Origin of the sequence: Stutzerimonas degradans, assembly GCF_024448505.1 — a bacterium.
Classification (GTDB): Bacteria; Pseudomonadota; Gammaproteobacteria; order Pseudomonadales; family Pseudomonadaceae; genus Stutzerimonas; species Stutzerimonas degradans.
In genome coordinates this window covers 109553-134044 of sequence record NZ_JAMOHV010000008.1, presented here as the reverse complement: position 1 = coordinate 134044, position 24492 = coordinate 109553, and the positions used below count along the sequence as shown (strand labels likewise).

Annotated in this window: 23 protein-coding genes; 13 read left to right on the top strand and 10 right to left on the bottom strand. The window is 66.6% G+C overall.

Annotation, left to right across the window (positions count from 1 at the left end):
* Positions 1 to 69: 69 nt before the first annotated feature.
* A complete protein-coding gene (gene gorA / locus NAV27_RS12295; RefSeq protein ID WP_008568724.1) occupies positions 70 to 1428 on the top strand; it encodes a glutathione-disulfide reductase in 1359 nt (452 codons plus the stop codon).
* A 58-nt stretch (positions 1429 to 1486) separates the two neighbouring features.
* Here gorA and NAV27_RS12290 read toward each other — a convergent pair whose 3' ends face one another.
* Positions 1487 to 1990 carry a copper chaperone PCu(A)C gene (locus NAV27_RS12290; protein ID WP_102828453.1) on the bottom strand — a complete coding sequence of 168 codons (504 nt, stop codon included), beginning with the start codon at positions 1988 to 1990 and terminating at the stop codon, positions 1487 to 1489.
* 302 nt (positions 1991 to 2292) lie between these two features.
* Entirely contained in the window at positions 2293 to 3180 is an 888-nt protein-coding gene (locus tag NAV27_RS12285) for a helix-turn-helix domain-containing protein (RefSeq protein ID WP_102828454.1), read from the bottom strand.
* Between the two features lie 183 nt (positions 3181 to 3363).
* Here NAV27_RS12285 and NAV27_RS12280 point away from each other — a divergent pair, with 183 nt between their 5' ends.
* The 4 genes from NAV27_RS12280 to NAV27_RS12265 are packed head-to-tail and all read left to right on the top strand — an operon-like array spanning position 3364 to position 7976.
* The gene (locus tag NAV27_RS12280; RefSeq protein WP_043296770.1) at positions 3364 to 5418 is read left to right on the top strand and encodes an FUSC family protein; all 2055 of its coding nucleotides are present in this window, start codon (positions 3364 to 3366) and stop codon (positions 5416 to 5418) included.
* Positions 5415 to 5618: a DUF1656 domain-containing protein gene (locus tag NAV27_RS12275; protein ID WP_043296772.1), complete on the top strand. Its 204-nt coding sequence runs from the start codon at positions 5415 to 5417 to the stop codon at positions 5616 to 5618. The genes NAV27_RS12280 and NAV27_RS12275 overlap by 4 nt, the downstream gene beginning before the upstream one ends.
* A 4-nt stretch (positions 5619 to 5622) precedes the next feature.
* Positions 5623 to 6525: an efflux RND transporter periplasmic adaptor subunit gene (locus NAV27_RS12270; protein ID WP_102828455.1), complete on the top strand. Its 903-nt coding sequence runs from the start codon at positions 5623 to 5625 to the stop codon at positions 6523 to 6525.
* Positions 6522 to 7976, top strand: a complete 1455-nt coding sequence (locus NAV27_RS12265) for an efflux transporter outer membrane subunit (RefSeq protein WP_102828456.1) — start codon at positions 6522 to 6524, stop codon at positions 7974 to 7976. The genes NAV27_RS12270 and NAV27_RS12265 overlap by 4 nt, the downstream gene beginning before the upstream one ends.
* Before the next feature lie 4 nt (positions 7977 to 7980).
* Here NAV27_RS12265 and NAV27_RS12260 read toward each other — a convergent pair whose 3' ends face one another.
* Both NAV27_RS12260 and NAV27_RS12255 read right to left on the bottom strand, forming a co-directional pair.
* A complete protein-coding gene (locus NAV27_RS12260) occupies positions 7981 to 8307 on the bottom strand; it encodes a YnfA family protein (protein ID WP_178099679.1) in 327 nt (108 codons plus the stop codon).
* A gap of 21 nt (positions 8308 to 8328) precedes the next feature.
* The gene (locus NAV27_RS12255; protein WP_102828457.1) at positions 8329 to 8727 is read right to left on the bottom strand and encodes a YkvA family protein; all 399 of its coding nucleotides are present in this window, start codon (positions 8725 to 8727) and stop codon (positions 8329 to 8331) included.
* Between the two features lie 174 nt (positions 8728 to 8901).
* Here NAV27_RS12255 and NAV27_RS12250 point away from each other — a divergent pair, with 174 nt between their 5' ends.
* A complete protein-coding gene (locus NAV27_RS12250) occupies positions 8902 to 9837 on the top strand; it encodes a LysR family transcriptional regulator (protein ID WP_102828458.1) in 936 nt (311 codons plus the stop codon).
* A 271-nt stretch (positions 9838 to 10108) separates the two neighbouring features.
* Positions 10109 to 10345, top strand: a complete 237-nt coding sequence (locus NAV27_RS12245; RefSeq protein WP_102828459.1) for a DUF2790 domain-containing protein — start codon at positions 10109 to 10111, stop codon at positions 10343 to 10345.
* Between the two features lie 75 nt (positions 10346 to 10420).
* On the opposite strand, the gene NAV27_RS12240 is transcribed toward NAV27_RS12245, so the two are convergent.
* From NAV27_RS12240 to NAV27_RS12230, 3 genes are read right to left on the bottom strand one after another with little or no spacing between them, the layout of a single operon-like run.
* Positions 10421 to 10690 (bottom strand): cold-shock protein, encoded by a 270-nt coding sequence (locus NAV27_RS12240; RefSeq protein ID WP_102828460.1) that lies wholly within the window; start codon positions 10688 to 10690, stop codon positions 10421 to 10423.
* 37 nt (positions 10691 to 10727) lie between these two features.
* Positions 10728 to 13304, bottom strand: a complete 2577-nt coding sequence (ligD, locus tag NAV27_RS12235; protein ID WP_102828461.1) for a DNA ligase D — start codon at positions 13302 to 13304, stop codon at positions 10728 to 10730.
* A complete protein-coding gene (locus NAV27_RS12230; protein WP_102828462.1) occupies positions 13301 to 13603 on the bottom strand; it encodes a hypothetical protein in 303 nt (100 codons plus the stop codon). Before NAV27_RS12230 ends, ligD begins: the two co-directional genes overlap by 4 nt.
* Positions 13604 to 13868: 265 nt before the next feature.
* Here NAV27_RS12230 and NAV27_RS12225 point away from each other — a divergent pair, with 265 nt between their 5' ends.
* A complete protein-coding gene (locus tag NAV27_RS12225) occupies positions 13869 to 14144 on the top strand; it encodes a DUF1652 domain-containing protein (RefSeq protein ID WP_102828463.1) in 276 nt (91 codons plus the stop codon).
* On the opposite strand, the gene NAV27_RS12220 is transcribed toward NAV27_RS12225, so the two are convergent.
* The 3 genes from NAV27_RS12220 to NAV27_RS12210 all read right to left on the bottom strand — a co-directional run bounded on the left by NAV27_RS12220 (position 14128) and on the right by NAV27_RS12210 (position 15649).
* Positions 14128 to 14415: a DUF2061 domain-containing protein gene (locus NAV27_RS12220; RefSeq protein ID WP_102828464.1), complete on the bottom strand. Its 288-nt coding sequence runs from the start codon at positions 14413 to 14415 to the stop codon at positions 14128 to 14130. The genes NAV27_RS12225 and NAV27_RS12220 overlap by 17 nt on opposite strands.
* Positions 14416 to 14520: 105 nt before the next feature.
* The gene (locus NAV27_RS12215; protein WP_102828465.1) at positions 14521 to 15051 is read right to left on the bottom strand and encodes a ferritin-like domain-containing protein; all 531 of its coding nucleotides are present in this window, start codon (positions 15049 to 15051) and stop codon (positions 14521 to 14523) included.
* A 97-nt stretch (positions 15052 to 15148) separates the two neighbouring features.
* A complete protein-coding gene (locus NAV27_RS12210; protein WP_102828466.1) occupies positions 15149 to 15649 on the bottom strand; it encodes a CinA family protein in 501 nt (166 codons plus the stop codon).
* Between the two features lie 278 nt (positions 15650 to 15927).
* Between NAV27_RS12210 and glgA the strand changes: the two genes are divergently transcribed.
* From glgA to NAV27_RS12185, 5 genes are read left to right on the top strand one after another with little or no spacing between them, the layout of a single operon-like run.
* Entirely contained in the window at positions 15928 to 17478 is a 1551-nt protein-coding gene (glgA, locus tag NAV27_RS12205; protein WP_102828467.1) for a glycogen synthase GlgA, read from the top strand.
* A 24-nt stretch (positions 17479 to 17502) separates the two neighbouring features.
* Entirely contained in the window at positions 17503 to 19275 is a 1773-nt protein-coding gene (gene treZ / locus NAV27_RS12200; protein WP_102828468.1) for a malto-oligosyltrehalose trehalohydrolase, read from the top strand.
* On the top strand, positions 19268 to 21343 hold the full coding sequence (gene malQ, locus NAV27_RS12195; protein WP_102828469.1) for a 4-alpha-glucanotransferase: 2076 nt from the start codon (positions 19268 to 19270) through the stop codon (positions 21341 to 21343). Before treZ ends, malQ begins: the two co-directional genes overlap by 8 nt.
* Entirely contained in the window at positions 21340 to 24150 is a 2811-nt protein-coding gene (locus tag NAV27_RS12190) for a malto-oligosyltrehalose synthase (protein WP_102828470.1), read from the top strand. Before malQ ends, NAV27_RS12190 begins: the two co-directional genes overlap by 4 nt.
* Positions 24147 to 24485 (top strand): DUF2934 domain-containing protein, encoded by a 339-nt coding sequence (locus tag NAV27_RS12185; protein WP_102828471.1) that lies wholly within the window; start codon positions 24147 to 24149, stop codon positions 24483 to 24485. The genes NAV27_RS12190 and NAV27_RS12185 overlap by 4 nt, the downstream gene beginning before the upstream one ends.
* Positions 24486 to 24492 lie beyond the last annotated feature (7 nt).

The window sequence follows — 24492 nt, the reverse complement described above, 5'->3', positions numbered from 1 at the left end:
TCACTCCTCCGCTGATGGGTGCGCGATGGCTGGGGTATGCTGTCCCGCTCTAGAAGGAGACAACATCTCATGGCTTACGACTTCGATCTATTCGTCATCGGCGCCGGTTCCGGCGGTGTGCGCGCAGCGCGCTTCGCGGCGGGCTTCGGCGCACGGGTTGCCGTGGCCGAGAGCCGCTATCTGGGGGGCACCTGCGTCAACGTCGGCTGCGTGCCGAAGAAACTGCTGGTCTACGGTGCGCACTACGCCGAAGACATCGCCCAGGCACAGGGCTACGGCTGGACCGTCGAGGGCGCGAGCTTCGACTGGACATCGCTGATCGCCAACAAGAACCGCGAGATTCAGCGCCTCAACGGCATCTATCGCAACCTGCTGGTCGACAGCGGCGTGACCCTGCTGCAGGCGCATGCGCGCCTGGTCGACGCGCACACCGTCGAGGTGGACGGCAAACACTACAGTGCCGAACACATCCTGATCGCCACCGGCGGCTGGCCGCAGGTGCCGGACATTCCCGGACGCGAACACGCCATCACCTCTAACGAGGCGTTCTATCTGGAGGCGCTGCCGCGGCGCGTGCTGGTCGTCGGTGGCGGCTACATCGCAGTGGAGTTCGCCTCGATTTTCCACGGCTGTGGCGCGCAAACCTCGCTGCTGTATCGCGGCGAACTGTTCCTGCGCGGCTTCGACGGCTCGCTGCGCGATCATCTGAAGGACGAACTGATCAAGAAGGGCGTCGATCTGCAGTTCAATGCGGATATCGCCCGCATCGACCGGCAAACGGACGGCAGTCTGCTGGCGACGCTCAAGGACGGTCGGACGCTGGAAGCGGACTGCATCTTCTACGCGACCGGCCGCCGGCCGATGCTCGACGGACTGGGGCTCGACACGCTCGAGGTGGCGCTGGACGAGCGTGGCTTCATCGCCGTCGACGACGAGTTTCGCACTTCGATTCCATCGATTCTTGCCATTGGCGACGTCATTGGCCGCGTGCAGCTGACGCCGGTCGCGCTCGCCGAAGGCATGGCGGTGGCGCGTCGCTTGTTCAAGCCGGAAGATTATCGTCCGGTGGACTACAACTGCATTCCGACAGCGGTGTTCAGCCTGCCGAACATGGCAACCGTCGGCCTGACCGAGGAGGAGGCGCGCAAGCAGGGCCGCAAGGTCACCGTCTTCGAGAGCCGCTTCCGCCCGATGAAACTGACCATGACCGACAGCCTGGAACGCAGCCTGATGAAGCTGGTGGTCGATGCCGAAACCGATCGCGTGCTGGGTTGCCACATGGCTGGACCCGATGCCGGCGAAATCATGCAGGGGCTGGCCGTTGCCCTTAAGGCCGGGGCGACGAAGCGGGTATTCGACGAAACCGTGGGCATTCATCCCACGGCGGCGGAAGAGTTCGTCACCATGCGCACGCCTGCGTCGATCTGAACGGGCGAAGCCACAGGAAAGGAGGGCGCCGATCTGGCGCCCGACCGACGATACTCGATCAGTGATGCATGTGCGGGTTGGCAGCCGGCGGCGCGGCCGGTGCTTCATCGAGAATATCGACATCGGTGGTGATTTGGCCGGCATGTTCAAACTCGAGCGTCAGCTCGAAGCGCTCGCCAGCCGCCAACGGTTGCTTCAGACCGAACAGCATCACGTGGTTGCCGCTGGGTTGAAAACGGACCGTTTCGCCAGCCGGAACGGCTACGGAATCCACCTGTTGCATGCGCATCATGTCGCCTTCGTGCACATGGGTGTGCAGCTCGGCTTTCTCCGCGCGCAACGTGTGCGCGGCGATCAGCCGATCATCCCGATCGCCCGCATTGTCCAGCACGAAATAAACCGCACCGTTAGCGGCGCTCGGCGGCATGGCACGCGACCAGGCCTGGCTTACCGAAACGGTGGCGGCCTGAGCGGGTGCAGATGATGAATGATGATGCTCCTGGGCGTTAGCAGCCAGGCAAAACGCACTCAGACAGCTCGCGGTCAATAGGCGAAGCAGCATGGAAAGACTCCCGGTGAAATGGACGCCGCAACATAACACGCGCAGTTGCACGCCACGAGGCAGTGCAGCGGACAGCGTCATGGGCCGGCATCTAACGTTGATGAGGATCAAAGGGCGGAGGATGGCTAGCGATGGCTCAATATCATTGTGGGCTACCAAGGATTCCCGCAAGTGACAGGATGGAGATAAATATCCTATTTAACATAATATAGATTATGAGAACTCAAAGATAGCAACTGAGGGTAGTCACTGGCACCAAATGCGCTCTCTGCATCGCTTCGCATTTCATCCACTTTCGCTGGTCACGACTGCGCATCACGGAACGCGGCGCGAAACTCGCTGGGTTTGAGACCGGACTGTTTGCGGAAGAACCGACTGAAGTAAGCCGCATCGGCAAAGCCCAGGTCGCGGGCGATCTGCTGGATATCCAAACTGGTGTATGCCAGTTGCCGCTGCGCCTCGCGGACGATGCGTGCATTGACGATGGCGCTTGGCGATTCGCCGAATTGTTCGCGGCAGGCACGCCCCAGCGTGGCCACTGTGACGCCGAGCGCCTCCGCATAGCGTCCGAGCGACCACTGCTGACGATAATGCGTGTCGACCAGCTCGCGAAACCGCCCCAACATGGCCGAGCGGCGCCCGCGGCTCTGGATCGGTGTCGGCGCCGGGCGCTCAAGCCGTGTGATGCGCAGCAGCAACGCAGCCAGCAGCGCCTGCCCGGCGGCGACGCTTCCGGGGGCCTGACTTTCGGCTTCGGCTTCGATCAGCTCGAACAGCGGCCAGATCGGCTCGCTGCCATCGGCTGGCCACGGCAACGCCACGACTACCGGGCGCTGCAGGAATGCCAGCAGATCGGCGGAGAGAATGCGCGCCGTCGACTCGAGCGGCCGCTGTGCCACCGTGATGACCGGGCCGTCAGTCTCGGCGCTGTAGCGAAACGCATGCACGGTGCGTTGCGGCAGCAGGATCAGGCACGGCGCCTGGAACGCCATGCGGCTGTTTTCCAGCGAAACCTCGCCGTGCCCCCGACGCACGTAGACGATCTGTAGTAATGAATCGTGCTGATGCGGGCGAATTTCGCGCTGATGCGACTCGCCTCGCGTGCTGATCCACTCCAGATGCAGCAGGTTCTGCCAGCTCGGCAAGGCGGCCTGACCGTACAGCGCGTAATTGGGTATGCGTTTGGTCATTGTCGTGATTCAGCAAGGCAAGACGGGCGTTGACGTCGACATCGGACGCCCGGATAGGTCGCAATTGTCCTAGTGCTTGTTCAATTTGTCATAGCGAATTCGCGTTAAATGTAACTTCTTGTGTGCTTGCGTGGCGTCCTGTCACCTCCTCCCCGGCGCGCGCTTCTTCAGAACAGACTTGCTATGACCATGCCGACCTGGCGTGAATGGCTGTTTTCGGCCAAAGCGCTGATTGCTGCCCTGCTCGCGCTCTACATTGCCCTGGCGATTCCGCTGGACAACCCGTACTGGGCGATGGCCTCGGTGTATGTCGTCTCGCATCCGCTCTCCGGCGCGACGCGTTCCAAGGCGATCTACCGGGCGCTGGGCACCTTGCTCGGTGCTGCGGCGTCGGTCGTGCTGCTGCCGATGTTCGCCCAGCAACCGGTGATGCTGAGCCTGGTGATCTCGCTGTGGATCGGCGCCCTGCTCTTTCTGTCGCTGCTGGACCGCTCGCCGCGCAGCTACATCTTCATGCTGGCCGCCTACACGGTGCCGCTGGTCAGCCTGGCTGAGGTCAACCACCCGTCGACGATCTTCGATGTCGCACTGGCGCGCTCCGAGGAGATCCTGCTGGGGATCGTCTGCGCCAGCGTGGTCAATGCCGTGCTGTTTCCCAGCCGCATCGCCACCACGCTCGGCGCGAAGATGGGCGTGCTGCTGCAGGATGGTCGTGCAGCGGTCAGCCGCATGCTCAATGCGCGGCACCTCGGCGAGGCCGATCAGCGTGCGCTAAACGCGCTGCTGGTCGATGTGATGGGCCTGGACGGCATGATCAATCACCTGAGCTACGACAGCAGCAGTCATCTGTCGGCGACGCACGCGCGCGAGTTTCGTGCACGCATGGCGATGCTGATGCCGCAGCTGATTTCCGCGGCGGACGCCTTGCACCGCCTGCAGGACGAACTGCATGGCCTGCTGCCGGAACTGGAGGAATACCTGCAGGATGTCGATCGGTGGATTCAGGGCGATGCGCCGGACGGGAGCGCCGAACAGCTGCGCGAGCGCGCCCAGCAACTGGCCGCCTGGCTCTGCGATACCCATCCGGCCCACGCGTTGGCGATCGACAGCGGCCTGCGTCAGCTGCGCGCGCTGGTCGATCTCTGGCAGGACTGTCTCGATCTGCACCGGCAGTTTCGCGACGGCCACGCCGATGCGGCGCCGGCACTGCGCTACCACGTGCAGCAGCTGATCGGCGGTCCGCGCCACTACGATTACGGTCTGCTGGCGTTCTCCGCCGCGTCGGTTGCCCTGTCGATCTTCTGTCTTTGCATGCTGTGGTTCGTTTCCGGCTGGGAGTACGGCTACAGCGGCGTCTTCATCGCCGCGGTAGCCGGATGCTTCTTCGCCAGTCAGGACAATCCGGCCCCATTCATCCGCTCGTTTCTGATCGCCACGCTGTTTTCCTCCGTCGCGGCGGGCATCTATTTGTTCGCGCTGATGCCCAACGTGCACGACTTCGGCAGCCTGGCCACCCTCCTCGCCGTGCCGCTGCTGGTGCTGGGAACCCTCGCCGGCCGCCCGCAACATGCCGGCACGGTGATCCTGGTGGCCGTGCAGACGATCTCCAATATCACCATTCAGGACAGCTATCGCGCGGACTTCCAGCTGTTCGCCGACATCGCGTTGTCGACCGCGCTCGGCGTGATCTTCGCGCTGGTCTGGGCGCGCCTGAGTCGGCCGTTCGGCACGTTCTGGGCGGCGCGCCGGCTGGAACGGCATGGCTGGCTGAGCCTGGCCGAGCTGGCCGTGACGCGCCGCAAGCGGGATTACGCGACGGTCGCCTCGAGCTTCGTCGATCGCACCGCGCAGCTGCTGCCGCGCCTCACCCAGCTGGGCGACGACGGTCAGGCGCTGAACGATGCCACGCGCGAGCTGCGCGTGTGCTTCCGGCTGCTGGAGCTGCGCGAGCTGCACCTGACGCGAGGCAAAGAACAGCAGGTGCAAATGGTGCTGCAGCAGCTCCGCGAACACTTCCTCGCCTGCGCCCGGGCGCATCGCCAGCTGCCGCCCGCCGAAGAATTGCTGCAGGCCCTGGAGAGCACGCTGCGGCTGCTGCAGGACGATCCCACGCGCATCGCCCGCAAGGCCGCACAGGCACTGCACGGCCTGCGCCTGGCGTTGTTTCCCCACGCACCGGCCAGCGTGCCGATGCGACCGCCGCCGTCCGCGGCGGAACTTGCCGGAGCCTTCGCATGACCGGTCATCTGAATGTCTACGGCGTCTACGTGCCGGTGTTGCTGGTGGCGATGCTGGCCGCCTACGGCGCGAAGAGCGTGATCGCCGCGGTACTGCGGCGGCTGGGCTTTTACCGCTGGGTCTGGCACCCGCCGCTGTTCAATCTCGCCCTGTACATCCTCGTACTCGGCGCCCTGTTCAACCTCGTACCCAGGATGTGAATGCGTGAAGAACTGGATACCCGCCATCGGCTCGGTGCTGCTCACCCTGCTGGCCGTGAGCGCCGCAGTTATCGTCAGCCTGCACCTGTGGGACTACTACATGGAAGCGCCCTGGACGCGCGACGGCCACGTTCACGCCGACATCATCCAGGTCGCGCCGGACGTTTCCGGGCTGGTGACCGAGCTGCACGTACGTGACAACCAGAAGGTCAGCCGCGGCCAAGTGCTGTTCGTCATCGACCAGGCACGCTTCGAACTGGCCGTCGACGAAGCCGAGGCCAATGTATTGGAGCGCCGCGCGCAGCTCGACCAGGCGCGTCGCGAAGCCAGGCGCAACCGCGTGCTCAAGGACCTGATCGCCGCCGAAACCGTCGAGATTGGCGACACCCAGGTCAAGCGTGCCGAAGCCGCACTGGCCACCGCCGAAGCCGCGCTCGGCGTGGCACGACTGGACCTCAAGCGCACCCGCGTGCTGAGCCCGGTGGACGGCTATCTCAGCGACCAGACCATGCGCGTCGGCGACTACGTGAAAACCGGCACGCCGGTGCTGTCGATCGTCGATACCGACTCCCTGCGCGTCGAGGGCTACTTCGAGGAAACCAAGCTGCACGCCATCGCCATCGGCCAGCCGGTGGACATTTACATCATGGGCGAGTCGCAGCACCTGCAGGGCCATGTGCAGAGCATTGCCGCAGGCATCGAGGATCGCGACCGCGCGCGCGGCAATTCGCTGCTGCCCAACATCGACCCGAGCTTCAACTGGGTCCGCCTGGCCCAGCGCATTCCGGTGCGGGTGGTGCTGGACGAGGGCCAGCAGACCGACATCCGCATGGTCATCGGCCGCACGGCGACGCTTTCGGTGCTGCCCTGGCCCGCCGCCGCGGATGCGCAGCCGGTGAAGCCATGAGCCGCACGTCGCGCTGCGCGTCGCTCGCGCTGATCGCCCTGCTGTCGGGCTGTTCGGCTGTCGGTCCGGATTACCAGGTGCCTGACGAGGCGGTCATCAAGCAGGAAAAGGCGCAGCAATCCTTCGACCTCGCCGACAATGCCGCCGTCAGCGCAAGCCCCCTGCCCGACGACTGGTGGCGACTGTACGACGACCCGTTGCTCGACCAGCTGGTGCGCGCGGCGCTCGACGGCAACCGCGACGTGCGCCTGGCGTACCACAACCTGCGGCGTGCCTACGAGGGCTATCAGATGGCGCATCACGCGCAGGAGGTCGAGATCGGCGGCAGCGGCTCGCTCGCACGCGGCCAGTTGTCCAGCGAAGCGCTGGCATTGCATGAAAAGCTGCCGGTGATGAACCTTGCAGACGCCGGGCTGACCGTTGGCTATCAGCTCGACCTGTTCGGCAAGCTGCAGCGCGCCACCGAATCGGCCGCCGCCAGCGCCCAGTCCAGCCAGGCCGCGCTGGATACCGCGCGTATCACCGTGGTGGCGCAGGTCGTGCGCGATTACGTCGAAGCCTGCCATGCCACCGAGGAACTGCACATCGCCGGGCAGTCGCTGGATATCCAGCAACGTCAGCTCGACGTCGCCGAGCGACTGTTCGCCGGTGGGCGCGGCAATCAGATCGACGTCGCCCGCGCCCGCGCCCAGACCGAGGCGCTACGCGCCGAACTGCCGCCGTTCGAGACGAAAAAGGCGGCCGCACTCTACCGGCTGGCCGCCCTGCTCGGCCGCACGCCCGGCGACCTGCCGCCGACGGTCGCTGCCTGTACGCATGCGCCGCAGCTGAGCCAGCCGATTCCGGTGGGCGATGGCGCAGCCCTGCTCAAACGCCGCCCGGATGTTCGCGCCGCCGAACGGCAACTGGCCGCTGCTACCGCCGATATCGGTGTGGCGACCGCGATGATGTACCCGGAAGTCAGTCTCGGAGCCAGCGCCGGCTACACCGGCATGCTCGAACACATGGGCGATCCGATCACCCGGCGCTGGGCGTTCGGCCCGCATATCGCCTGGCACTTCCCAACCCAGGTCGACCGTGCCCGCGTGCGCGCTACCGAGGCCGGTGCCGACGCCGCGCTCGCCCGCTTCGATGGCGTGGTGCTCGAAGCGCTGCGTGAAACCCAGACGCTGCTCGCCCGCTACGCCGACGATCTGCAGCGCAACCGCGCCCTGCGCCAGTCGCGCGATGCTGCCAAAGCAGCCGCCGAGTACAGCCGCACGCTGTATCAGGAAGGCCGGCTCGCCTACCTCGACAGTCTGGACGCCGAGCGCACGCTGGCCGCAAGCGAAGCCACCCTCGCCGCCTCCGAGGCCCGGTTGTCACAGGATCAGGTCGATCTGTTCCTTGCCCTGGGTGGTGGCTGGACGACCGCCGCTGGCGCCGAGCCGGGCGTGGCCGCCGCGCATTGAGTGATCAGTGCGCGGTCGGTTGCAACGCGATGACCGCCATGCCGACCAGCGCGATGGTGGCGCCGGCGATGTCCCAGCGCGTCAGCGCGACGCCGTCGACCAGCCGCAGCCAGAGCAGCGCGACCGCTATGTACATGCCGCCGTATGCAGCATAGGTGCGCCCGGCCGCGGTCGGATGCAGCGTCAGCAGCCAGGCGAACAGCGCCAGCGAAAGCGCGGCCGGCACCAGCAGCAGCGCGCTCTTGCCTTGCTTCAGGACCAGCCAGGGCAGATAGCAGCCGAGAATTTCCGCCAGCGCGGTCAGGGCAAACAGGCCAACCAGACGTAACAGTTCCACGCAGTTGTTCCTTGATCAGAGGCCGGCCGGGCTGGCGGCGTAGAGATGCCAGAGCCACGCGAGCAGCCCCAGCCAGATGAGCACGATCACCCCCGCCGCAACCCGGTTGACGGGCCGTGGCGTCTGTTGCGCTTCCCAGGCCAGCGCCTGCTGGCGGCATTCTTCCAGCAGCGCGGTGGGCATCAGGCGCAGCGCCAGCCAGATTCCCAGCGGCAGGAGCAGCAGGTCGTCCAGATAGCCCAATACCGGGATGAAGTCGGGAATCAGGTCGATGGGACTGAGCGCATAAGCCACCACGCACAGGGCGATCAGCTTGGGCAGCCAGGGCGTGCGTGGATGCCGGCAAGCGAACCAGAGCACCATCACCTGGCGCTTGAGCAGCCTGGCCCAGCGGCGGAGATCGTCGAGCATCATGAGCGAAGCGTCTCGGTAACCAACAGAGGCGGCTAGTCTGCGTGGTGTCGGGCGCGCGTCAAGCGCCGATAATGTATGCGGCGACGATACTTGCGCAAAACGAAACAACGCTTCTCCCCTTCACTCGATGCGGGCACCATTCGCCTCGTCAGTTGCGCCAAGAGGTAAACATCGATGGATATGCTGCAGGCCATGCGGGCGTTCGTGCGGGTGGTCGACGCCGGCAGCTTCACCGCGGCCGCGGCGCAGTCGGCGACCTCCACGGCGCAGGTCTCGCGCCAGGTCGCCGAGCTGGAAAGCCAGTTGCAGGCGCGTCTGCTGCATCGCACCACCCGGCGGCTGGCGCTGACCGAAGCCGGCGAGCGCTTCCTCGAGCAGAGTCGGCAGATTCTCGCCCAACTCGAACAGGCCCGGCTGGAGGCCAGCGGCGCGCACCTGACACCGCGCGGACGGCTGCGCGTGCACTCCACCACTGGGCTCGGCATCCAGATGCTGGCCACGCTGGCGAGCCGCTACAGCGAGCAGTATCCCGAGGTGAATCTGGAGCTGATGCTCTCGCAGCGCCAACCGGATCTGCTGGGCGAAAGCCTGGACGTGGTCATCACGCTTTCACGCGAGCTGCCGGATTCCGAGCTGATCGCGCAGAACCTCGGCTCTGTGTTCAACCTGGTCTGCGCCGCGCCCAGCTACCTCAGGCAGCACGGCACTCCAACGACTCCGCAGGAGCTGCAGCAGCATCGTTGCCTGCGTCTGGTCGATCCGGTGTTCGCCGATGCCTGGGAATTCAACGACGGCGACGCCGTGCACCTGATCCATCCGGGCGACACCTTCAAGGTCAACGTCGCCGAGGCAATGGCCAGTGCCGCCGAGGCCGGCATGGGCATCTGCCTGCTGCCCGACTACGTGGCCGCGCCGGCGCTGCAGCGCGGCACGCTGGTGCGCCTGTTGCCGGGCTTCCGCCTGCAGTGCAAGCACATCTACGCGCTGTACCCATCGCGGCGGTTTCTCGATGCGAAGACCAAGACCTGGCTGGAGTTTCTCAAGCTGGAACTGCCCAAGGCTTTTGACAGCTATCACCAGATCATTCAGAACCCGAACTACTGGGCCTGATTGTTGCTGATTCGGTAAAGGTCTATGACGATGCGCGTCATTTTTTACCGATACGTCGCGGCGTATCCTTCGTCAGTGGCAACAGCGGTTTCCCTGCACCGCTAGACCGCCCGATCGAGTGCTCCTTCGCTCTCGCGGTCATTGCCCCTTTCGGGCCGCTCTCCTCGTTGCGGCCCTGTTTATTGCGCTGGCGCACCTCAGACGTGAGCCGGCTTCGGGCGGTACCCGGCTTGGCCCTGTCGACCGCCAGACACATCGTTAGAGGTTCGATATGAAAAAGCTGCTGTGTATCGCCGGTCTGGCGCTGTGCGCCCCGCTGGCCAGTGCCGAAACCGCGCCCGTGGCCTATCAGTACGGCGACCAGCTGGACATCGCCAAGGTCGTTTCGCTGGAAGTTCCAGCCGGCGGCTGCGAGATCGTCGAGGCGAAGATGACCTACGTCGATTCCAAAGGCGAAACCCATGTGACGTCCTATCTGCGCCAGGGGCCGGACTGCCACAATTTCTGACCGCATGTAGCGTGTCGAACAGCAACGATGCCACTGGCGGCGTTGCTGTTTTTTTTTGCGCTGTCGGCGAGCGTGCTATACCTCGCCGCGCTCAACCTTTCTCGCCTCCGGTCCCTCGTCGCCCAGCTCCTCGGCGAAGCGCACCTGATCGCCTTTTCGCAAGCCATCGAACGCGCCACCGGCCACGTCGCGGCGGTGGAACGGTAACTGCCGGCCGTCGGTCGTCTCGATCCGGCCACGCCCCTGCCCGGCGTCCAGCTCGATCACCAGCCCCTGATGCTGCACCACAGGCGTGTCGTCGCCGGTCGTCGGCGCGCTGGGTGACTCGTCGTACGGTTTGTCCATGACGCTTACCTCGCTGTGATGGGGTGCTGCGCGCGGCTCAAGCGCCCAGCCGTGCGCGCATGTCGTCGTCGATGCGTTGTCGTACCTGCGGCAGCTCCGCCCAGGGATCCGCCTCGCCCAGCTCCTGCAGGTGCTCGAACAGGTTGCCGACCGTCCACAGATTGGCGCCCTGCAATTCGCTCAGTTCGTCGCGGTGGATCGGCACGGAAACCGGCAGGCCCGGCCGTGCGCGAACCGAATAGGCCGACACCGTGCTGGCGCCTCGGCTGTTGCGCAGGTAGTCGATGAAGATGCGGCCGACACGGTTCTTCGGTCCGCTGACGGCGGAAAAGTGGTCCGGCAGCAACTTGGCGAGATAGCGGGCGATGGCATGGCTGAAGGACTTCACCTCGCTCCAGCCGTGCACCGGCGCCAGCGGCACCACGATATGCAGCCCTTTGCCGCCGCTGGTCTTGAGAAACGACTGCAGGCCGATCTCGTCCAGCAGCGTCTGGGTCAGCTGCGTCGCCTCGACCATGCGTTTCCATGGCAAGGCGGGATCGGGGTCGAGGTCCAGCACGAAGCGGTCCGGGTGCTCCAGCCCCGGGGCGACGGCATTCCAGGCGTGCAGCTCGATGGTGCCCATCTGCGCCGCGCCGACCAGCGCTTCGCGGCTGTCGATCACCAGCAGCGCGCCGTGCTTGTCGAGCGCCGGATCGAGCTGGGTGATGTGCGGGATGCTCAGCTTATCCGCGTGTTTCTGGAAGAACAGCTCGCCGGTGATGCCTTCCGGCGCGCGCACCAGCGCCAGCGGGCGATCGCGCAGTTGCGGCAGCAGCCACGGCGCGATGCGAGCGTAGAAGCGCGCCAGTTCGAGCTTGGTGGTGCCGCTGTGCGGGTCGATGATGCGTTCGGGGCTGGAGATGCGCACACCGGTGCCGGCGAGCGGATCGTCCGCATCGCGCTTGCCGCTTCGGCTGTGTACCGCCTTGGCCGGTCGGGCGCGCTCGTGGGTGATCGCCTGCGCCGGTTTGTCGGTACGCAAGCCATGAAACACCGCATGCCGCACCACGCCCTGGCGTGTCATCTCAGCATAGGCCACTTCGCACATCAGTTGCGGTTCGAGCCATTGCGCGCCGCGCACATCGGCCGCCGGTGGCGCCTTGGCCAACGGACAGCGGGCGATTTCCAGCGCCTGCAAACGCCGATGCAGGCTGGTCAGCGTCGCCTGATCGAAGCCGGTGCCGACCTTGCCGGCGTAGCGCAGTTGCCCGTCATCGTCATGCAGCCCCAGCAGCAACGCACCGAAACCGGTGCGCGTGCCCTTGGGGGCGGTGTAGCCGACGATGATGAATTCCTGGCGGTTGCCGCACTTGATCTTGATCCAGCTGCTGCTGCGCTTGCCGACATAGCTGCTGCCGGCGCGCTTGCCGATCAGCCCTTCGAGCTTCATCTGGCAGGCGCTGTCGAGAATGCTCTGCGGCTGCTCGGTGAAATCCTCGGAAAACCGCAGCAGATCGCTGTCGCTGCGCGCCAGAACCTCGCACAACGCCGCGCGACGGTGCTCCAGCGGCACCGCGCGCAGGTCCAGCCCGTGCAGGTACGGCGCATCGAACAGGTAATAGAGGATGCCGCCACTGCGCCCGGCCTCGAAAGCGTTCTGCAGCGCCTGGAAATCCGGCGTGCCGTTCTCGTCGGGCACCACCACCTCGCCATCGAGCCAGCCCGATTGCAGTCCGAGCCCGGCCAGCGCGGCAGCCTGCTGCGGCATCTTCGCCGTCCAGTCGTGACCGTTGCGGGTAAACAGCTGCACCCGCCCCGCATCGATTCGCGCGAGGATACGGTAGCCGTCGAACTTGATTTCGTAGCGCCAGTCACCGCTCGGCACCGCATCCACCAGCGTGGCCAGCTGCGGCGTCAGCGTGGCCGGCAGGTCGGCGGCAACGGCGCCCGGTAGCGCTTGCGGCGGCGCCTTGGTCGCCGCGCCCTTTCGCGTGCGACCTGGGCGCTTCACCGGCTTGGGCGGATCTTCCTCGGTGCGTTTGCGCGCCGTACCGCGCTGGCGCGGCACCAGGGTACGCTCGCTGAGCACGCTGTCCGGCTCGGCGGCAGTCACGTCGTAATCGGCTTGCTCGCGCGCCGCCTCATCGCGCGACTTGATCAGGAACCACTGCTCCTGCTTGCCCGCCATGCGGGTACGCACCAGGTTCCAGCTGCCGGCGAGCTTCTCGCCCTGCAGGGTGAATTTCAGCTTGCCCTTGCGATAACCGTCCTGCGGGTCGCCCTCGGGCAGCCAGACGCCCCGATCCCAGACGATCACGTCACCGGCGCCGTAGTGTCCTTCTGGGATGTGCCCTTCGAAGCTGGCGTAGTCCAGCGGATGATCCTCGACATGCACCGCCAGCCGGCGCACCGCCGGGTCCAGGCTCGGTCCCTTGGGAATCGCCCAGCTCTTCAGCGTGCCGTCGAGTTCCAGGCGGAAGTCGTAATGCAGGCGCGTGGCGTCATGCTTCTGGATGCAGTACTGCAGCGCCTGCTCGCTGCGCCGCGCGCGCTTACGCGTTCCGGCCGGCTCGGGCGTGGCAGCGAAGTCACGTTTGCGCTGGTACTCGTCGAGGCCATGACGCCCCGTCAATCCAGCTCGCCGGCGCTGGTGGACGGATCGTCATGGCCGCCGGGTGCCGAGTGCCGCGTCGGATCGGTGGACGGCTCCGCCTCGCGATCATGCTTGGGCGTGACGACCGGGCGGCCATCCTCGGTGACCGTGCGCCCCTGATCATCCTTGCGGGTTTCTACTTCTTCGTGTGGCGTCGGGTTGCCCATCGTGCTGGGTGGCGAGGCGCGATCGTCGCCGGGCGTGCCGGCCGGATACTGCGCCAGCGCGGGCAAGGCCAGTGCACCGGCGAGCGCCAGTGCCAGGGATGATTTCTTCATGTTGTCCTCCGCAGATTTCGGGGCCGCCTTAGCAGTTTTGTCATCCCCCTGCGGTATGAAGTTCAGCGAGGCCGATCGCCGGGCCGGCATGCCTTCCGATGAAAGGTCGCGGGCGAAAAGCGCCGCCTCACGGGCCTGTTGCCGCATGGTCGGCAATTGGCGCCCAACGGCAATTTACAACCGGCAAGCGGCTGCTACGGTCATTGTGGCGCCAAGATGACGGTTCTGCTGCGCAATGTTCCGCCGCTACGAAAAGGAGGGTTTTATGGGCTCGCGACTCCCCCTGTTCAAGATCGAAGCGATCCTGCACGACTACCTGCGCCCCTATCGCTGCGAATGCCTGGAACAGCCCAGCGGCCTCAGCGTGCGGCTGTACGATGGTCAGGCCGAACATGAAGAGCTGACGGTACTCGGTGTGACCCATGAGCAATGCCGCGACGCCGCCAATCTCGTGCGTCTGGCACAGGAGCTGCGCATCGAGATGCTCGTCACGCGCAGCGAAATGCCGGCCGAGCACGCAACGCTCAGCTCCGTCGAATAGCCGATGCCTCGGCGCGCGCCCCCTTGCGCCGCGCGAGATATTTAACGAACACGTCGTGCCCGTAACTGTGGCTTTGCTGCGGTGTCTGCCGACCGAAGCGGTTCCATGCCCGTTCATGAAAATAGAACACCACGGTATTGAGCAGCGGCTCGATCAGCGCCGCTGCGCCGCTGATCGCGACATTGCCGGTCAATGCGTAGACCACGATGAAGGCCGTGGCGAAATGCAGGATGGCGAAGGTGAAGGTCTTCAGTAGCGGTCTGGGTTTCATCGAAGGTTCCCATCGCGCCGCCGCCACTCCCCCGGACGGCTGCGCGAACGGTGCGCTGAATGTGGGCGGGCTGCGCTCCCTCTCCCGCCGGGGTGGAGGCGGCGCTTAGCGCTTGGCCTCGACATGCGGCTCGGCGGCGCGCGTCAGGTAAGCGTGGGTCAGTTCGGCCAGATGGTCGCGCAGCCAGTCGGCCATCGCGATTTCCTCGACCAGAATGCGTTCGCAGACTTCCTTGGTCTCGAGATCGCCAACGGCCTCGGCAGCCTCGATGAGAATCTTGTAGGAGGCGATTTCCAGGTTCTCGAACACGTAACCCATCTGCGCGCCTTTGACGATCTCGTCATTGACCATCATGCCGCCCATCGCCTGCCCCATCGCCATCATCTTGCCGCCCAGGTCCTTCAGCCCGGAATAGGACCTGTCGTGGCGGCGCAGGCAGCCCTCGATCAAGCGGGACTGGTTCTGGGTTTCGGTGATGTGCTGCTCAATGCGCGCCTTCAGCTCGGGATAGTGCTGGATGCGGCTGGCCTGCTTGGTGAGCATGGTCTCGGCCTGGGCCTCCATCGCGTGGGCATCGCGCAGCCATTCGATGAGGCGTTCGGTACGGACGTCGTGGCCGGTCTGGGCACTTTGCATGGGGCGTCTCCTGTAAAGGCGTGAATGTCGGACCCTGTGTTGGGTGTGAAACGCACGCTGTCCAGGGAGTTCCCTCCGTCCGACTGACTGCACGCCGCTAGCCCTGACTGATCAGCAGCCCCTGCAGCTGCGCATAGCGCTGCGGCAACTGCTCGAGCCCGTAGCGCGCGGCCTGTTTGCGAATCGCCACGCGGTCACCATCGAACTTCACTGTTTCGCTGATCGACACCAGCCGCTCAGCCTCGCGCAGCGCCCAGGCGAAGCACTGGGTGCCGCCCTCGTCCTCCTGGGCATCGTCGGCAACGCCGGTGTTGGCCACACTGAGCGACGCCGCGCTGGCATGCAGCGCGCCCGTGGCCATTTCGGTGGCGACCTGCTCGCTGGTCAGGCCGAAGCGCTCGATGGTGGCAAAACTAACCTGCAGCAGCCGGTGTTTGGCCGGCGGTGAATAGACCACGAAGCCGCTGTCGAGCACCTGCCCGCAGCCCGGAATATCGGCCAGCAGCGAGGCCATCAGCCCGCAGGTGCAGGACTCGGCCGTACTCAGCACTAGCTGCCGGTCGCGCAGGAATGCCACCACTTCTTCGAGCCTTTGCATGATCGCCTCCGTAACGGTTTGCCTACCGTTCGGAGCAGCCTGTCGGAAACGAGTTCCGCACCCGGTCTTTTTCAAGCGAAACCAGAACTTTCTCACACACTGCCCGGTCTGGTTTTTGGTAGGGCCAGCGTAGCCCCACCCCCGCCGTTCGGCGGCTCGCAATATTGATTCCTGCCTATCGTGTTCACGGTTGTGACGGTCATCAGATCGTTGCACTGGAGAAATATGCTCGTAACTGGCGCCGGCGCCTGGATGCCGGATCACTTGGGGAGATCGTGATGAGTATTGCGGTGAACGCCGGTTCCATTCGCCTGAACAAGACCCAGCCCGCCATTCGGCTAACGCCGCGCCCGGTGCTGCAGGTTCGCAGCAGTCACAGCGAGAAAAAGAAAATCCTCTTCGTCACCTCGGAGCTGACCGATCTGATCAAGACCGGTGGGCTGGCCGATGTGTCCGCCGCCCTGCCCCGCGCGCTCGGTACGCTGCACGACGTGCGCGTGCTGATTCCCGGCTACACGCAGGTGCTGCGCAGCGGTCATGCGATCCGCGTGGTCGGCAGCCTCGGCGCCCAGGCGGAGATCCCTGCCTGCCGCATCGGCCGAATGGACATGCCCGACGGCCTGATCATCTACGTGCTGATCTGCCCGGAGCTCTACGAGCGCGACGGCAACCCATACGGCGACGGCCACGGCAATGACTGGCCGGATAACCCGGTGCGCTTTGCCCGTCTATGCCTGGCCGCCGCGGAGATCGCCGCCGGCACCGCCTGCATCCGCTGGACACCGGAACTGGTGCACGCGCACGACTGGCCCACCGGGCTCACGCCCGCCTACATGCACTGGCGCGGGCTGCGTACACCGAGCGTATTCACCATTCACAACCTGGCCTACCAAGGCAACATCGACATGAGCCTGCGCCGCGCACTGGCGCTGCCGCATGAAGCCTGCGGCGTGGAGCGCATGGAATTCTACGGCAAGCTCTCGCTGCTCAAGGCCGGCATCGCCTACGCCAGCCATGTCACCACCGTCAGCGCGACCTATGCGCAGGAAATCACCACCGAAGAATTCGGCTGCGGCATGGAAGGTTTTCTGCGCATGAAGGCGCGCCAGGGCCTGCTCAGTGGCCTGCTCAACGGCATCGACGAAAGCTGGGAACCGCAGAGCGATCCTCATCTGGTGCGCGGCTTCAGCGCGTGCGACTGGCAGGGCAAGGCTGCCAACGCCGCCTATGTGCGCCAGGCGTTCGGCCTCGAGGCGGACGCCAGTCCGCTGTTTGCCGTGGTGTCGCGCCTGGTGCAGCAGAAAGGCATCGACCTGACCCTCGGCGTAGCCGAAACCATCGTCGCCAACGGCGGCCAGCTGGCCATCCTCGGCCAGGGCGAGCCGCATATCGAAGAAGAGGTGCGCGAACTCGCCCGTCGCTATCCGGGCCGCGTCGCCGCGCATATCGGTTTCAACGAACTCGATGCGCGGCGGTTGTTCGCCGGCAGCGACTTCCTCCTGATGCCCTCGCGCTACGAGCCGTGCGGCCTCAGCCAGATGTATGCCCAGCGCTACGCCTCGCTGCCGATCGCCCGCCGCACCGGCGGCCTGGCCGACTCCATCGAGGACGGGCTGACCGGCTTCTTGTTCGACCAGACCAGCGTCGACAGCTATCGCCACGCGGTGCTGCGCGCCCTGGAGATTCACCAGCGGCCGGACCTGCTCTGCGGCATGCGCTGCCGGGCGATGGCCACCGGGTTCTTCTGGCGCCACGCCATCGCCCCGTACGACCACCTGTACCAGCAACTGCTGGGGGTACACCGCGAGGTCGCCCACGCCATTTCCTGAGTGCGCCAACCCCGAGGACTGTCAATGCCATCCATGCGTGCCCCCATCGGACGACACGGCCCACAACTGCTGGACTGCAACACCACCCGCTTCAGGCTCTGGGCGCCGGATGCCGCAAGCGTGGCGCTGGTTATCGTTGGCGGCGAAACGCTGCCGATGCAGCCCGAAGCGAACGGCTGGTACGGCGTGGACGCTCCGTATGGTGCGGGTACGCTGTACCGCTTTGCCATCGACGGCGAACTGCAGGTGCCCGACCCGGCGTCCCGCGCGCAGGCCGGCGATGTGCACGACCCCAGCGTGGTGGTCGACCCCAACGACTACCTGTGGCGTCACGCCGACTGGCAGGGCCGCCCGTGGCACGAAACGGTGCTCTACGAACTGCATGTCGGCCTGCTCGGTGGCTTTGCCGGGGTCGAGCAACACCTGGCGGACCTCGCTGCCCTGGGCGTCACCGCCATCGAACTGATGCCGCTGGCGGAGTTTCCCGGCGAGCGCAACTGGGGCTACGACGGTGTCCTGCCCTACGCACCGGAGGCGGCCTACGGCTCGCCGGCCGAACTCAAGCAGCTGATCGACAGCGCCCACGGTCACGGGCTGATGGTCTTCCTCGATGTGGTCTACAACCACTTCGGCCCGGACGGCAACTACCTCGGCCGTTACGCCAAACACTTCTTCCGCCACGACCAGCAGACCCCCTGGGGCGATGCCATCGACTTCCGCCGCCGTGAGGTTCGCGATTTCTTCATCGACAACGCACTGATGTGGCTGCAGGAGTACCGTTTCGACGGCCTGCGCCTGGACGCCGTGCACGCCATCCCCGAACGCAGCTTCCTCACCGAACTGGCGGCCCGGGTACGCGAGGCCACCGAGCCTGGCCGGCACGTCCACCTGGTGCTGGAGAACGAGGACAACCGCGCCAGCCTGCTGGCCCAGGGCTTCACCGCGCAGTGGAACGACGACGGCCACAACGTCCTGCACTGCCTGCTCACCGGCGAACACCAGGGCTACTACGCCGACTACCACGGCAACGCCAGTGCCAAGCTGGCGCGCTTTCTCGGCGAGGGTTTCATCTACCAGGGCGAGGCCAACCGCCATGGCGAGACGCGCGGCGAACCCAGCGGCCATCTGCCGCCGACGGCCTTTGTGCTGTTCCTGCAGAACCACGACCAGATCGGCAACCGCGCCTTCGGCGAACGCCTGATCAGCCTCACCGACCCGCAATCGCTGCGCGCCGCGACCGCCGTGCTGTTGCTCTCACCAATGATTCCGCTGCTGTTCATGGGCGAAGAATGGGGCGCGCGCCAGCCGTTCCTGTTCTTCACCAGCCATCACGGCGAACTGGCTGACGCCGTGCGCGAAGGCCGCCGCAACGAGTTCGCCGAGTTCGCCGAATTTGCCGACGAGAACACCCGCGAGCGCATCCCGGACCCCAACGCCATCGCCACCTTCGACGCCTCGCGCCCGGATTTCGGCGCGCGTCAGGAGCCCGGACATGCCGAATGGCATGCGCTGTACAACCAGCTGCTGGACATTCGCCGGCGCGAGATCGTGCCGCGCCTGCCGGGCGCACGTTTTCTCGATGCCCGCGTGCTGGGCGACGCGGCGGTGCTGGTGCACTGGCGCCTCGGCGACGGCTGCCGGTTGCGGCTGGAGCTGAACCTCGGCGAGCAGGTCGCAGCGCTGTCGGAGGCCGCGCCGGGAGCCGAACTGCTGTTCGCCAGCCGCGAGACGGTCGATGCGCGCGATGCGTTGGCGCCGCGTCTGGCCAGGCTGTATCTGGAGAAAGACCATGAGTGACGAATCGCTGATCCGCCTGGCTACTGCCGCGGGGCTGTCCGTCGACTGGACGGATGCCGACAACCGCCGGCAACGCGTCGAGCCACAGGTGCTTCGCGAAGTGCTCGGCTGCCTCGGGCTGGCCGCGCACAGTGAGGCCGACGTCCAGGCCAGCCTCGAGCTGCTCGCGCAGCAGTACAACCATGGCGGCGTGCCGCCCCTGTTGACCTGCGACCAGCACGCCGCGCTGGAGCTGGGCGGCTATTTCGCGCCGGCGAGCCACTACCAGCTGACGTCCGAGGACGGCGAAGCCCGGCACGGTCAGCTCGATGAGCAGGCGCGGCTCCCGGCGATCGGCAATCCCGGCTACTACCAGCTGAACATCGCCGAGCATCAGCTGACCGTCGCCGTGGCGCCGCATGCCTGCCCGACCGTCGCGGAGATCGCCGGCGCCGACGCCTGGGGCCTCACCGTGCAGCTGTATGCCCTGCGCCGGCCGGGCGACGGCGGTCTGGGCGATACCCAGGCGCTGGAAACCCTGGCCCGCAGTGCCGCCACCCATGGCGCCGACGCGCTGGGCATCAGCCCGGTGCACGCCATGTTCAGTGCCTACCCGCATCAGTACAGCCCCTACTCGCCATCCAGCCGGCTGTTCCTCAACGTGCTGCACGCCGCGCCCGGCGCGATCCTCGGTGAGCGCCCGGTACAGCAGGCCATCGAAACCTGCGAGCTGGGCCGCGAGCGGGAACGCCTGGAGCAGCTGGAGCTGATCGACTGGCCTGCGGTGGCGCTCAGCCGTCAGCGCCTGCTGCATCAGCTGTTCGAGGATTTCAGTCGCGGCGGCAACGCGCAGCAGGTCGATTTCGACAGCTTCCGCGCCAGCGGTGGCGAAGCGCTGGAGAACCACTGCCGCTTCGAGGCGCTGCACGACCACCTGCGCGACGCCGAGGGCAACCCGCAGCACTGGAATGCCTGGCCGGCCGAGTACCGCGACCCGGCCAGCCCGGCGGTGGCCGCCTTTGCCCGCGAACACGCCGATGCGATCAGCTACCACGCCTTCGGCCAATGGCTGATGGCGCGCGGCCTGCAACGCGCCCATGTCGCCGCGCGTAGCGCCGGCATGCGCATCGGCCTGATCTCGGATCTGGCCGTCGGCGCCGATGGCGGCGGCAGTCAGGCCTGGAGCCGGCAGGCCGAACTCCTGGCTGCGCTCAGCGTCGGCGCGCCACCGGACGTGATGAATCGCGCCGGGCAGAACTGGGGTATTTCCGCGTTCTCACCCTGGGGCCTGCAGCGCCACGGCTTTCGCGCCTACATCGAGATGCTGCGCGCCAACCTCGCGCACGCCGGCGGCATGCGCATCGACCACGTGCTGGGCCTCAAGCGCCTGTGGGTGATGCCGGCCGGCGCCGATCCGAAGCGCGGCGTGTACCTCAACTACCCCTTCGACGACATGCTGCGCCTGCTCTGCCTGGAGGCCTGGCGGCACCGTGCGGTGATCCTCGGCGAAGACCTCGGCACCATTCCCGAAGGCCTGCGCGAGGTGCTCGCCGCGCGCGGCATACTCGGCATGCGCGTGCTGCTGTTCGAGCAGCACCACGGCCATTTTCAGCGCGCCGGGCAGTATTCCGATCAGGCGCTGGCGACCAGCACCACCCATGACATCCCACCGCTCGCCGGCTGGTGGAGCGGGCATGACATCGACTGGCGGATCAGAATCGGCCAGCTCAGCGAAGCGGATCGCGAGTCGCAGTGGCGCGCCCGCGAGCACGAGCGCGCCGAGCTGAACCGCGTGCTCTGCGAAGACAGCGGACGCGATCCCGGGCAGCTGCTGGAGGTTCAAGAGGCGGTCGATGCCGCCGCCTGTTTCCTCGGTCATACCCCCGCACCACTGGCGCTGCTGCCGGTGGAGGATGCGCTCGGCCTCAGCGAGCAGACCAACATGCCCGGCATCGTCGAAGTCCATCCGAACTGGCGACGGCGCTACCCGCACGACAGCGCCGCCCTGCTCGACCAGGCCTGCTGCAGCCGCCGCCTGCATTGCCTGAACAAGGCCCGCCACGATCACCGCGAAGGGAGCCGTCGATGAAGCCGCTTACTGCCACGCTGCGCCTGCAGTTCCACCGCGACTTCACCCTCGACGACGCCACTGCGCTGGTCGACTACTTCGCCGCGCTCGGCATCAGCCATCTTTACGCCTCGCCGTTGCTGACCGCCCGCCCCGGCTCGATGCACGGCTACGACGTGATCGACCCGACCCGCATCAATCCCGAACTGGGCGGCGAGGCGGCACTGCGGCGCTTGGTCGATGCACTGCGGGCGCGCGGCATGGGGCTGATCCTCGACATCGTTTCCAACCACATGGCGGTCGGCGGCGCCGGCAATCCCTGGTGGCTTGACGTGCTCGAATGGGGCAAGCGCAGCCCCTATGCGCAGTTCTACGACATCGAATGGAACTCGCCGGACCCGCTGCTCGAAGGGCAGCTGCTGGTGCCCTTCCTCGGCAGCGACTACGGCGAAGCCCTGCAGCAGGGCAACGTCGTGCTGCGCCTGGACGTGGAAAACGGTGCGCTCTATGCCGAGCACTACGAGCACCGTTTCCCGCTGACGCCACCGAGCTACGGTGAAGTGCTGCGCCAGACCGAACACCCGCAACTGCGCGCGCTTGCCCAGCATTTCGATGCACTGAAGACCGAGCCGGCGCCCTACCTCGCCGCGCAAAGGTTGCGTGCGGACCTCGCCCAGCAGCTCGAAGACGCCGACACCCGCCAGCAGCTGGAGCAGGCGCTGTCCCGCTACGATGCGACTAACGCCGAGGGCTTTCAGCGCCTGCACGCGCTGCTCGAACGCCAGCATTACCGTCTGGCGAGCTGGCGCACCGCCGCCGACGACATCAACTGGCGGCGCTTCTTCGACATCAACGAGCTGGGCGGCCTGCGCGTCGAGCGCCCGGTGGTGTTCGAGCAGACCCACGCAAAGGTCTTCCAGCTGCTGGCCGACGGCCTGGTGGACGGCCTGCGCATCGACCACATCGACGGCCTCGCCGACCCGCGCGGCTACTGCCGGCGCCTGCGTCGGCGGGTCGACCGGCTGAACGCCGCGCGCCCGCCCGAGGCAGTGCAGGATCACGTGCCGATCTACGTGGAGAAGATCCTCGCCGCCGGCGAGCATCTGCACGACGACTGGGGCGTGGACGGCACCACCGGCTATGAATTCATGAACCAGGTGTCGCTGCTGCAGCACGACCCGGCCGGGCAGGCGCCGCTTTGCGCGCTCTGGAGCGACACCAGCGGGCGCCCGGCGGACTTCCTCGAAGAAGCCCGGCAGGCACGCCAGCTGGTGCTCACCGGGCCGCTGGCCGGCGACTTCGAGGCCGTGGCGCAGGCGCTGCTGCAGGTGGCGCGCGGTGACGTGATGACCCGCGACATCACACTCGGGCAGATCCGCCGGGCGTTGCTGGAGCTGATCGTGCACTTCCCGGTCTACCGCACCTACATCGCCGCGCCGGGCCGGCGCGCGGCCGACGAGCCGTTCTTCCAGCAGGCGCTGGAAGGCGCGCGCACCACGCTGGGCGAAAGCGACTGGCCGCTGCTCGAGCACCTGCAGCGCTGGCTGGGCGGTGAAAGCCTGCGCGATCTGCCACCGGGGCCACAGCGCAAGCTGCGCCGCTACGCCTGCGCACGCTTCCAGCAGCTCACCTCACCCGCGGCAGCCAAGGCGGTGGAGGACACCGCCTGCTACCGTTCCGCGGTGCTGCTGTCGCGCAACGATGTCGGCTTCGATCCGCAACGCTTCAGCGCCTCGCCGGCCGACTTCCACGCCGAATGCATGCAGCGCGCCGAGCACCTGCCGCACAACCTGCTGACCACTGCCACCCACGACCATAAACGCGGCGAAGACACCCGCGCGCGCATCGCCGTACTCAGCGAACGCGCGCACTGGTTCGCTGGCAAGGTGCAGGAATGGCGCGCGCTGGCCGCCGACCTGTTGCAGACACTGGACGATGGTCTGGCGCCCTCGCCTGCCGACGAGCTGCTGCTGATCCAGACCCTGCTCGGCAGCTGGCCGCTGGAGCTGCGCGCGGATGATCGCGAAGGCCTGAGTGGCTACTGCGAACGCATCCTGCAATGGCAGCGCAAGGCCGTGCGCGAAGCCAAGCTACGCAGCACCTGGGCCGCGCCCAACGAGGCGTATGAAGGCGCCTGTCAGCAGTACGTCGAACGCCTGCTGCTGGGCGATGACGCCCGCCTGCGTCAGGCCATCGCCGCCGCGGCGCTCGAACTGGCGCCCGCCGGCGCGCTCAACAGCCTCGCCCAGACGCTGCTGCGCATGACCACACCCGGCGTACCGGACCTCTACCAGGGCGCCGATTACTGGGACTTCAGTCTGGTCGACCCGGACAACCGCCGGCCGGTGGACTTCGCCGCCCGCCGCGCCAGCTTCGACCCTGACGCCTCGTCCGCCGAGCTGCTGGCCGCCTGGCATGACGGCCGCATCAAGCAATGGCTGATCGCGCGCACGCTGAACCTGCGCCTCGCCCGGCCGCAGCTGTTCACCGGCGGGCGCTACCAGCCGCTGGCGGTCGAGGGCGCGCAGGCCAAGCATCTGCTCGCCTTCGCCCGCGAGGCGGATGGCGACTGGCTGGTGGTGCTGGTACCGCGCCTGAGTAGCGCCCTGCTGGACGGCAGCCCGCTGCCGCGCATCGCCGCCGATCGCTGGGGCGATACCCGCGTGGTTTTGCCCGAAGCGCTGGACGGTCGGCCGCTGCAGCGACTTTTTTCTTCAACCGCAGTCACATTCCAACGAGCCGGTTTGAGCGTGGCGCAGGTACTCGACGAGCTGTCGGTAGAGGTCCTGCACACAACCGGATGGTCATCAGGAGAATCCGAACAATGAACCCAGAAGAACAACGCATCCGCGAATTCGCCTACCAGATCTGGCAATCCGAAGGCTGTCCGCACGGCCAGGAGGAGCGCCATTGGGAAATGGCACGCAAGCTGGTGGAAGCGCAGCAGAGCGCGCCCAGCGCCAAGCTGGCCAGTCGCGCCCGCAAACCGGCCAGCAAACCCACCGAGGTGGCAGCCGGCGCCGGCGCACCGGCCAGCAAGCCACGCGCCGCCCGCGCGACGACGAAGAAAGTCGCCAGCCCGGCCGCTGCCGGCGATGCGCCCCAACCGGCGCCTCAACCGACCAGGAAACCACGCAGCCCGCGAGCCAAGAAAGACGCCTGACAAGCGT

Bases quoted from the DNA above. Each gene is read 5' to 3' on its own strand.
- NAV27_RS12240 (WP_102828460.1), bottom strand. From the start codon at position 10,690: ATGGACAAACCGTACGACGAGTCACCCAGCGCGCCGACGACCGGCGAC.
- NAV27_RS12185 (WP_102828471.1), top strand. From the start codon at position 24,147: ATGAACCCAGAAGAACAACGCATCCGCGAATTCGCCTACCAGATCTGG.
- NAV27_RS12210 (WP_102828466.1), bottom strand. From the start codon at position 15,649: ATGCAAAGGCTCGAAGAAGTGGTGGCATTCCTGCGCGACCGGCAGCTA.
- treZ (WP_102828468.1), top strand. From the start codon at position 17,503: ATGCCATCCATGCGTGCCCCCATCGGACGACACGGCCCACAACTGCTG.
- gorA (WP_008568724.1), top strand. From the start codon at position 70: ATGGCTTACGACTTCGATCTATTCGTCATCGGCGCCGGTTCCGGCGGT.
- NAV27_RS12280 (WP_043296770.1), top strand. From the start codon at position 3,364: ATGACCATGCCGACCTGGCGTGAATGGCTGTTTTCGGCCAAAGCGCTG.
- NAV27_RS12215 (WP_102828465.1), bottom strand. From the start codon at position 15,051: ATGCAAAGTGCCCAGACCGGCCACGACGTCCGTACCGAACGCCTCATC.
- NAV27_RS12290 (WP_102828453.1), bottom strand. From the start codon at position 1,990: ATGCTGCTTCGCCTATTGACCGCGAGCTGTCTGAGTGCGTTTTGCCTG.
- NAV27_RS12190 (WP_102828470.1), top strand. From the start codon at position 21,340: ATGAAGCCGCTTACTGCCACGCTGCGCCTGCAGTTCCACCGCGACTTC.
- glgA (WP_102828467.1), top strand. From the start codon at position 15,928: ATGAGTATTGCGGTGAACGCCGGTTCCATTCGCCTGAACAAGACCCAG.
- NAV27_RS12230 (WP_102828462.1), bottom strand. From the start codon at position 13,603: ATGAAGAAATCATCCCTGGCACTGGCGCTCGCCGGTGCACTGGCCTTG.
- NAV27_RS12255 (WP_102828457.1), bottom strand. From the start codon at position 8,727: ATGATGCTCGACGATCTCCGCCGCTGGGCCAGGCTGCTCAAGCGCCAG.
- NAV27_RS12250 (WP_102828458.1), top strand. From the start codon at position 8,902: ATGGATATGCTGCAGGCCATGCGGGCGTTCGTGCGGGTGGTCGACGCC.
- NAV27_RS12225 (WP_102828463.1), top strand. From the start codon at position 13,869: ATGGGCTCGCGACTCCCCCTGTTCAAGATCGAAGCGATCCTGCACGAC.
- NAV27_RS12285 (WP_102828454.1), bottom strand. From the start codon at position 3,180: ATGACCAAACGCATACCCAATTACGCGCTGTACGGTCAGGCCGCCTTG.
- NAV27_RS12275 (WP_043296772.1), top strand. From the start codon at position 5,415: ATGACCGGTCATCTGAATGTCTACGGCGTCTACGTGCCGGTGTTGCTG.
- malQ (WP_102828469.1), top strand. From the start codon at position 19,268: ATGAGTGACGAATCGCTGATCCGCCTGGCTACTGCCGCGGGGCTGTCC.
- NAV27_RS12245 (WP_102828459.1), top strand. From the start codon at position 10,109: ATGAAAAAGCTGCTGTGTATCGCCGGTCTGGCGCTGTGCGCCCCGCTG.
- NAV27_RS12220 (WP_102828464.1), bottom strand. From the start codon at position 14,415: ATGAAACCCAGACCGCTACTGAAGACCTTCACCTTCGCCATCCTGCAT.
- NAV27_RS12265 (WP_102828456.1), top strand. From the start codon at position 6,522: ATGAGCCGCACGTCGCGCTGCGCGTCGCTCGCGCTGATCGCCCTGCTG.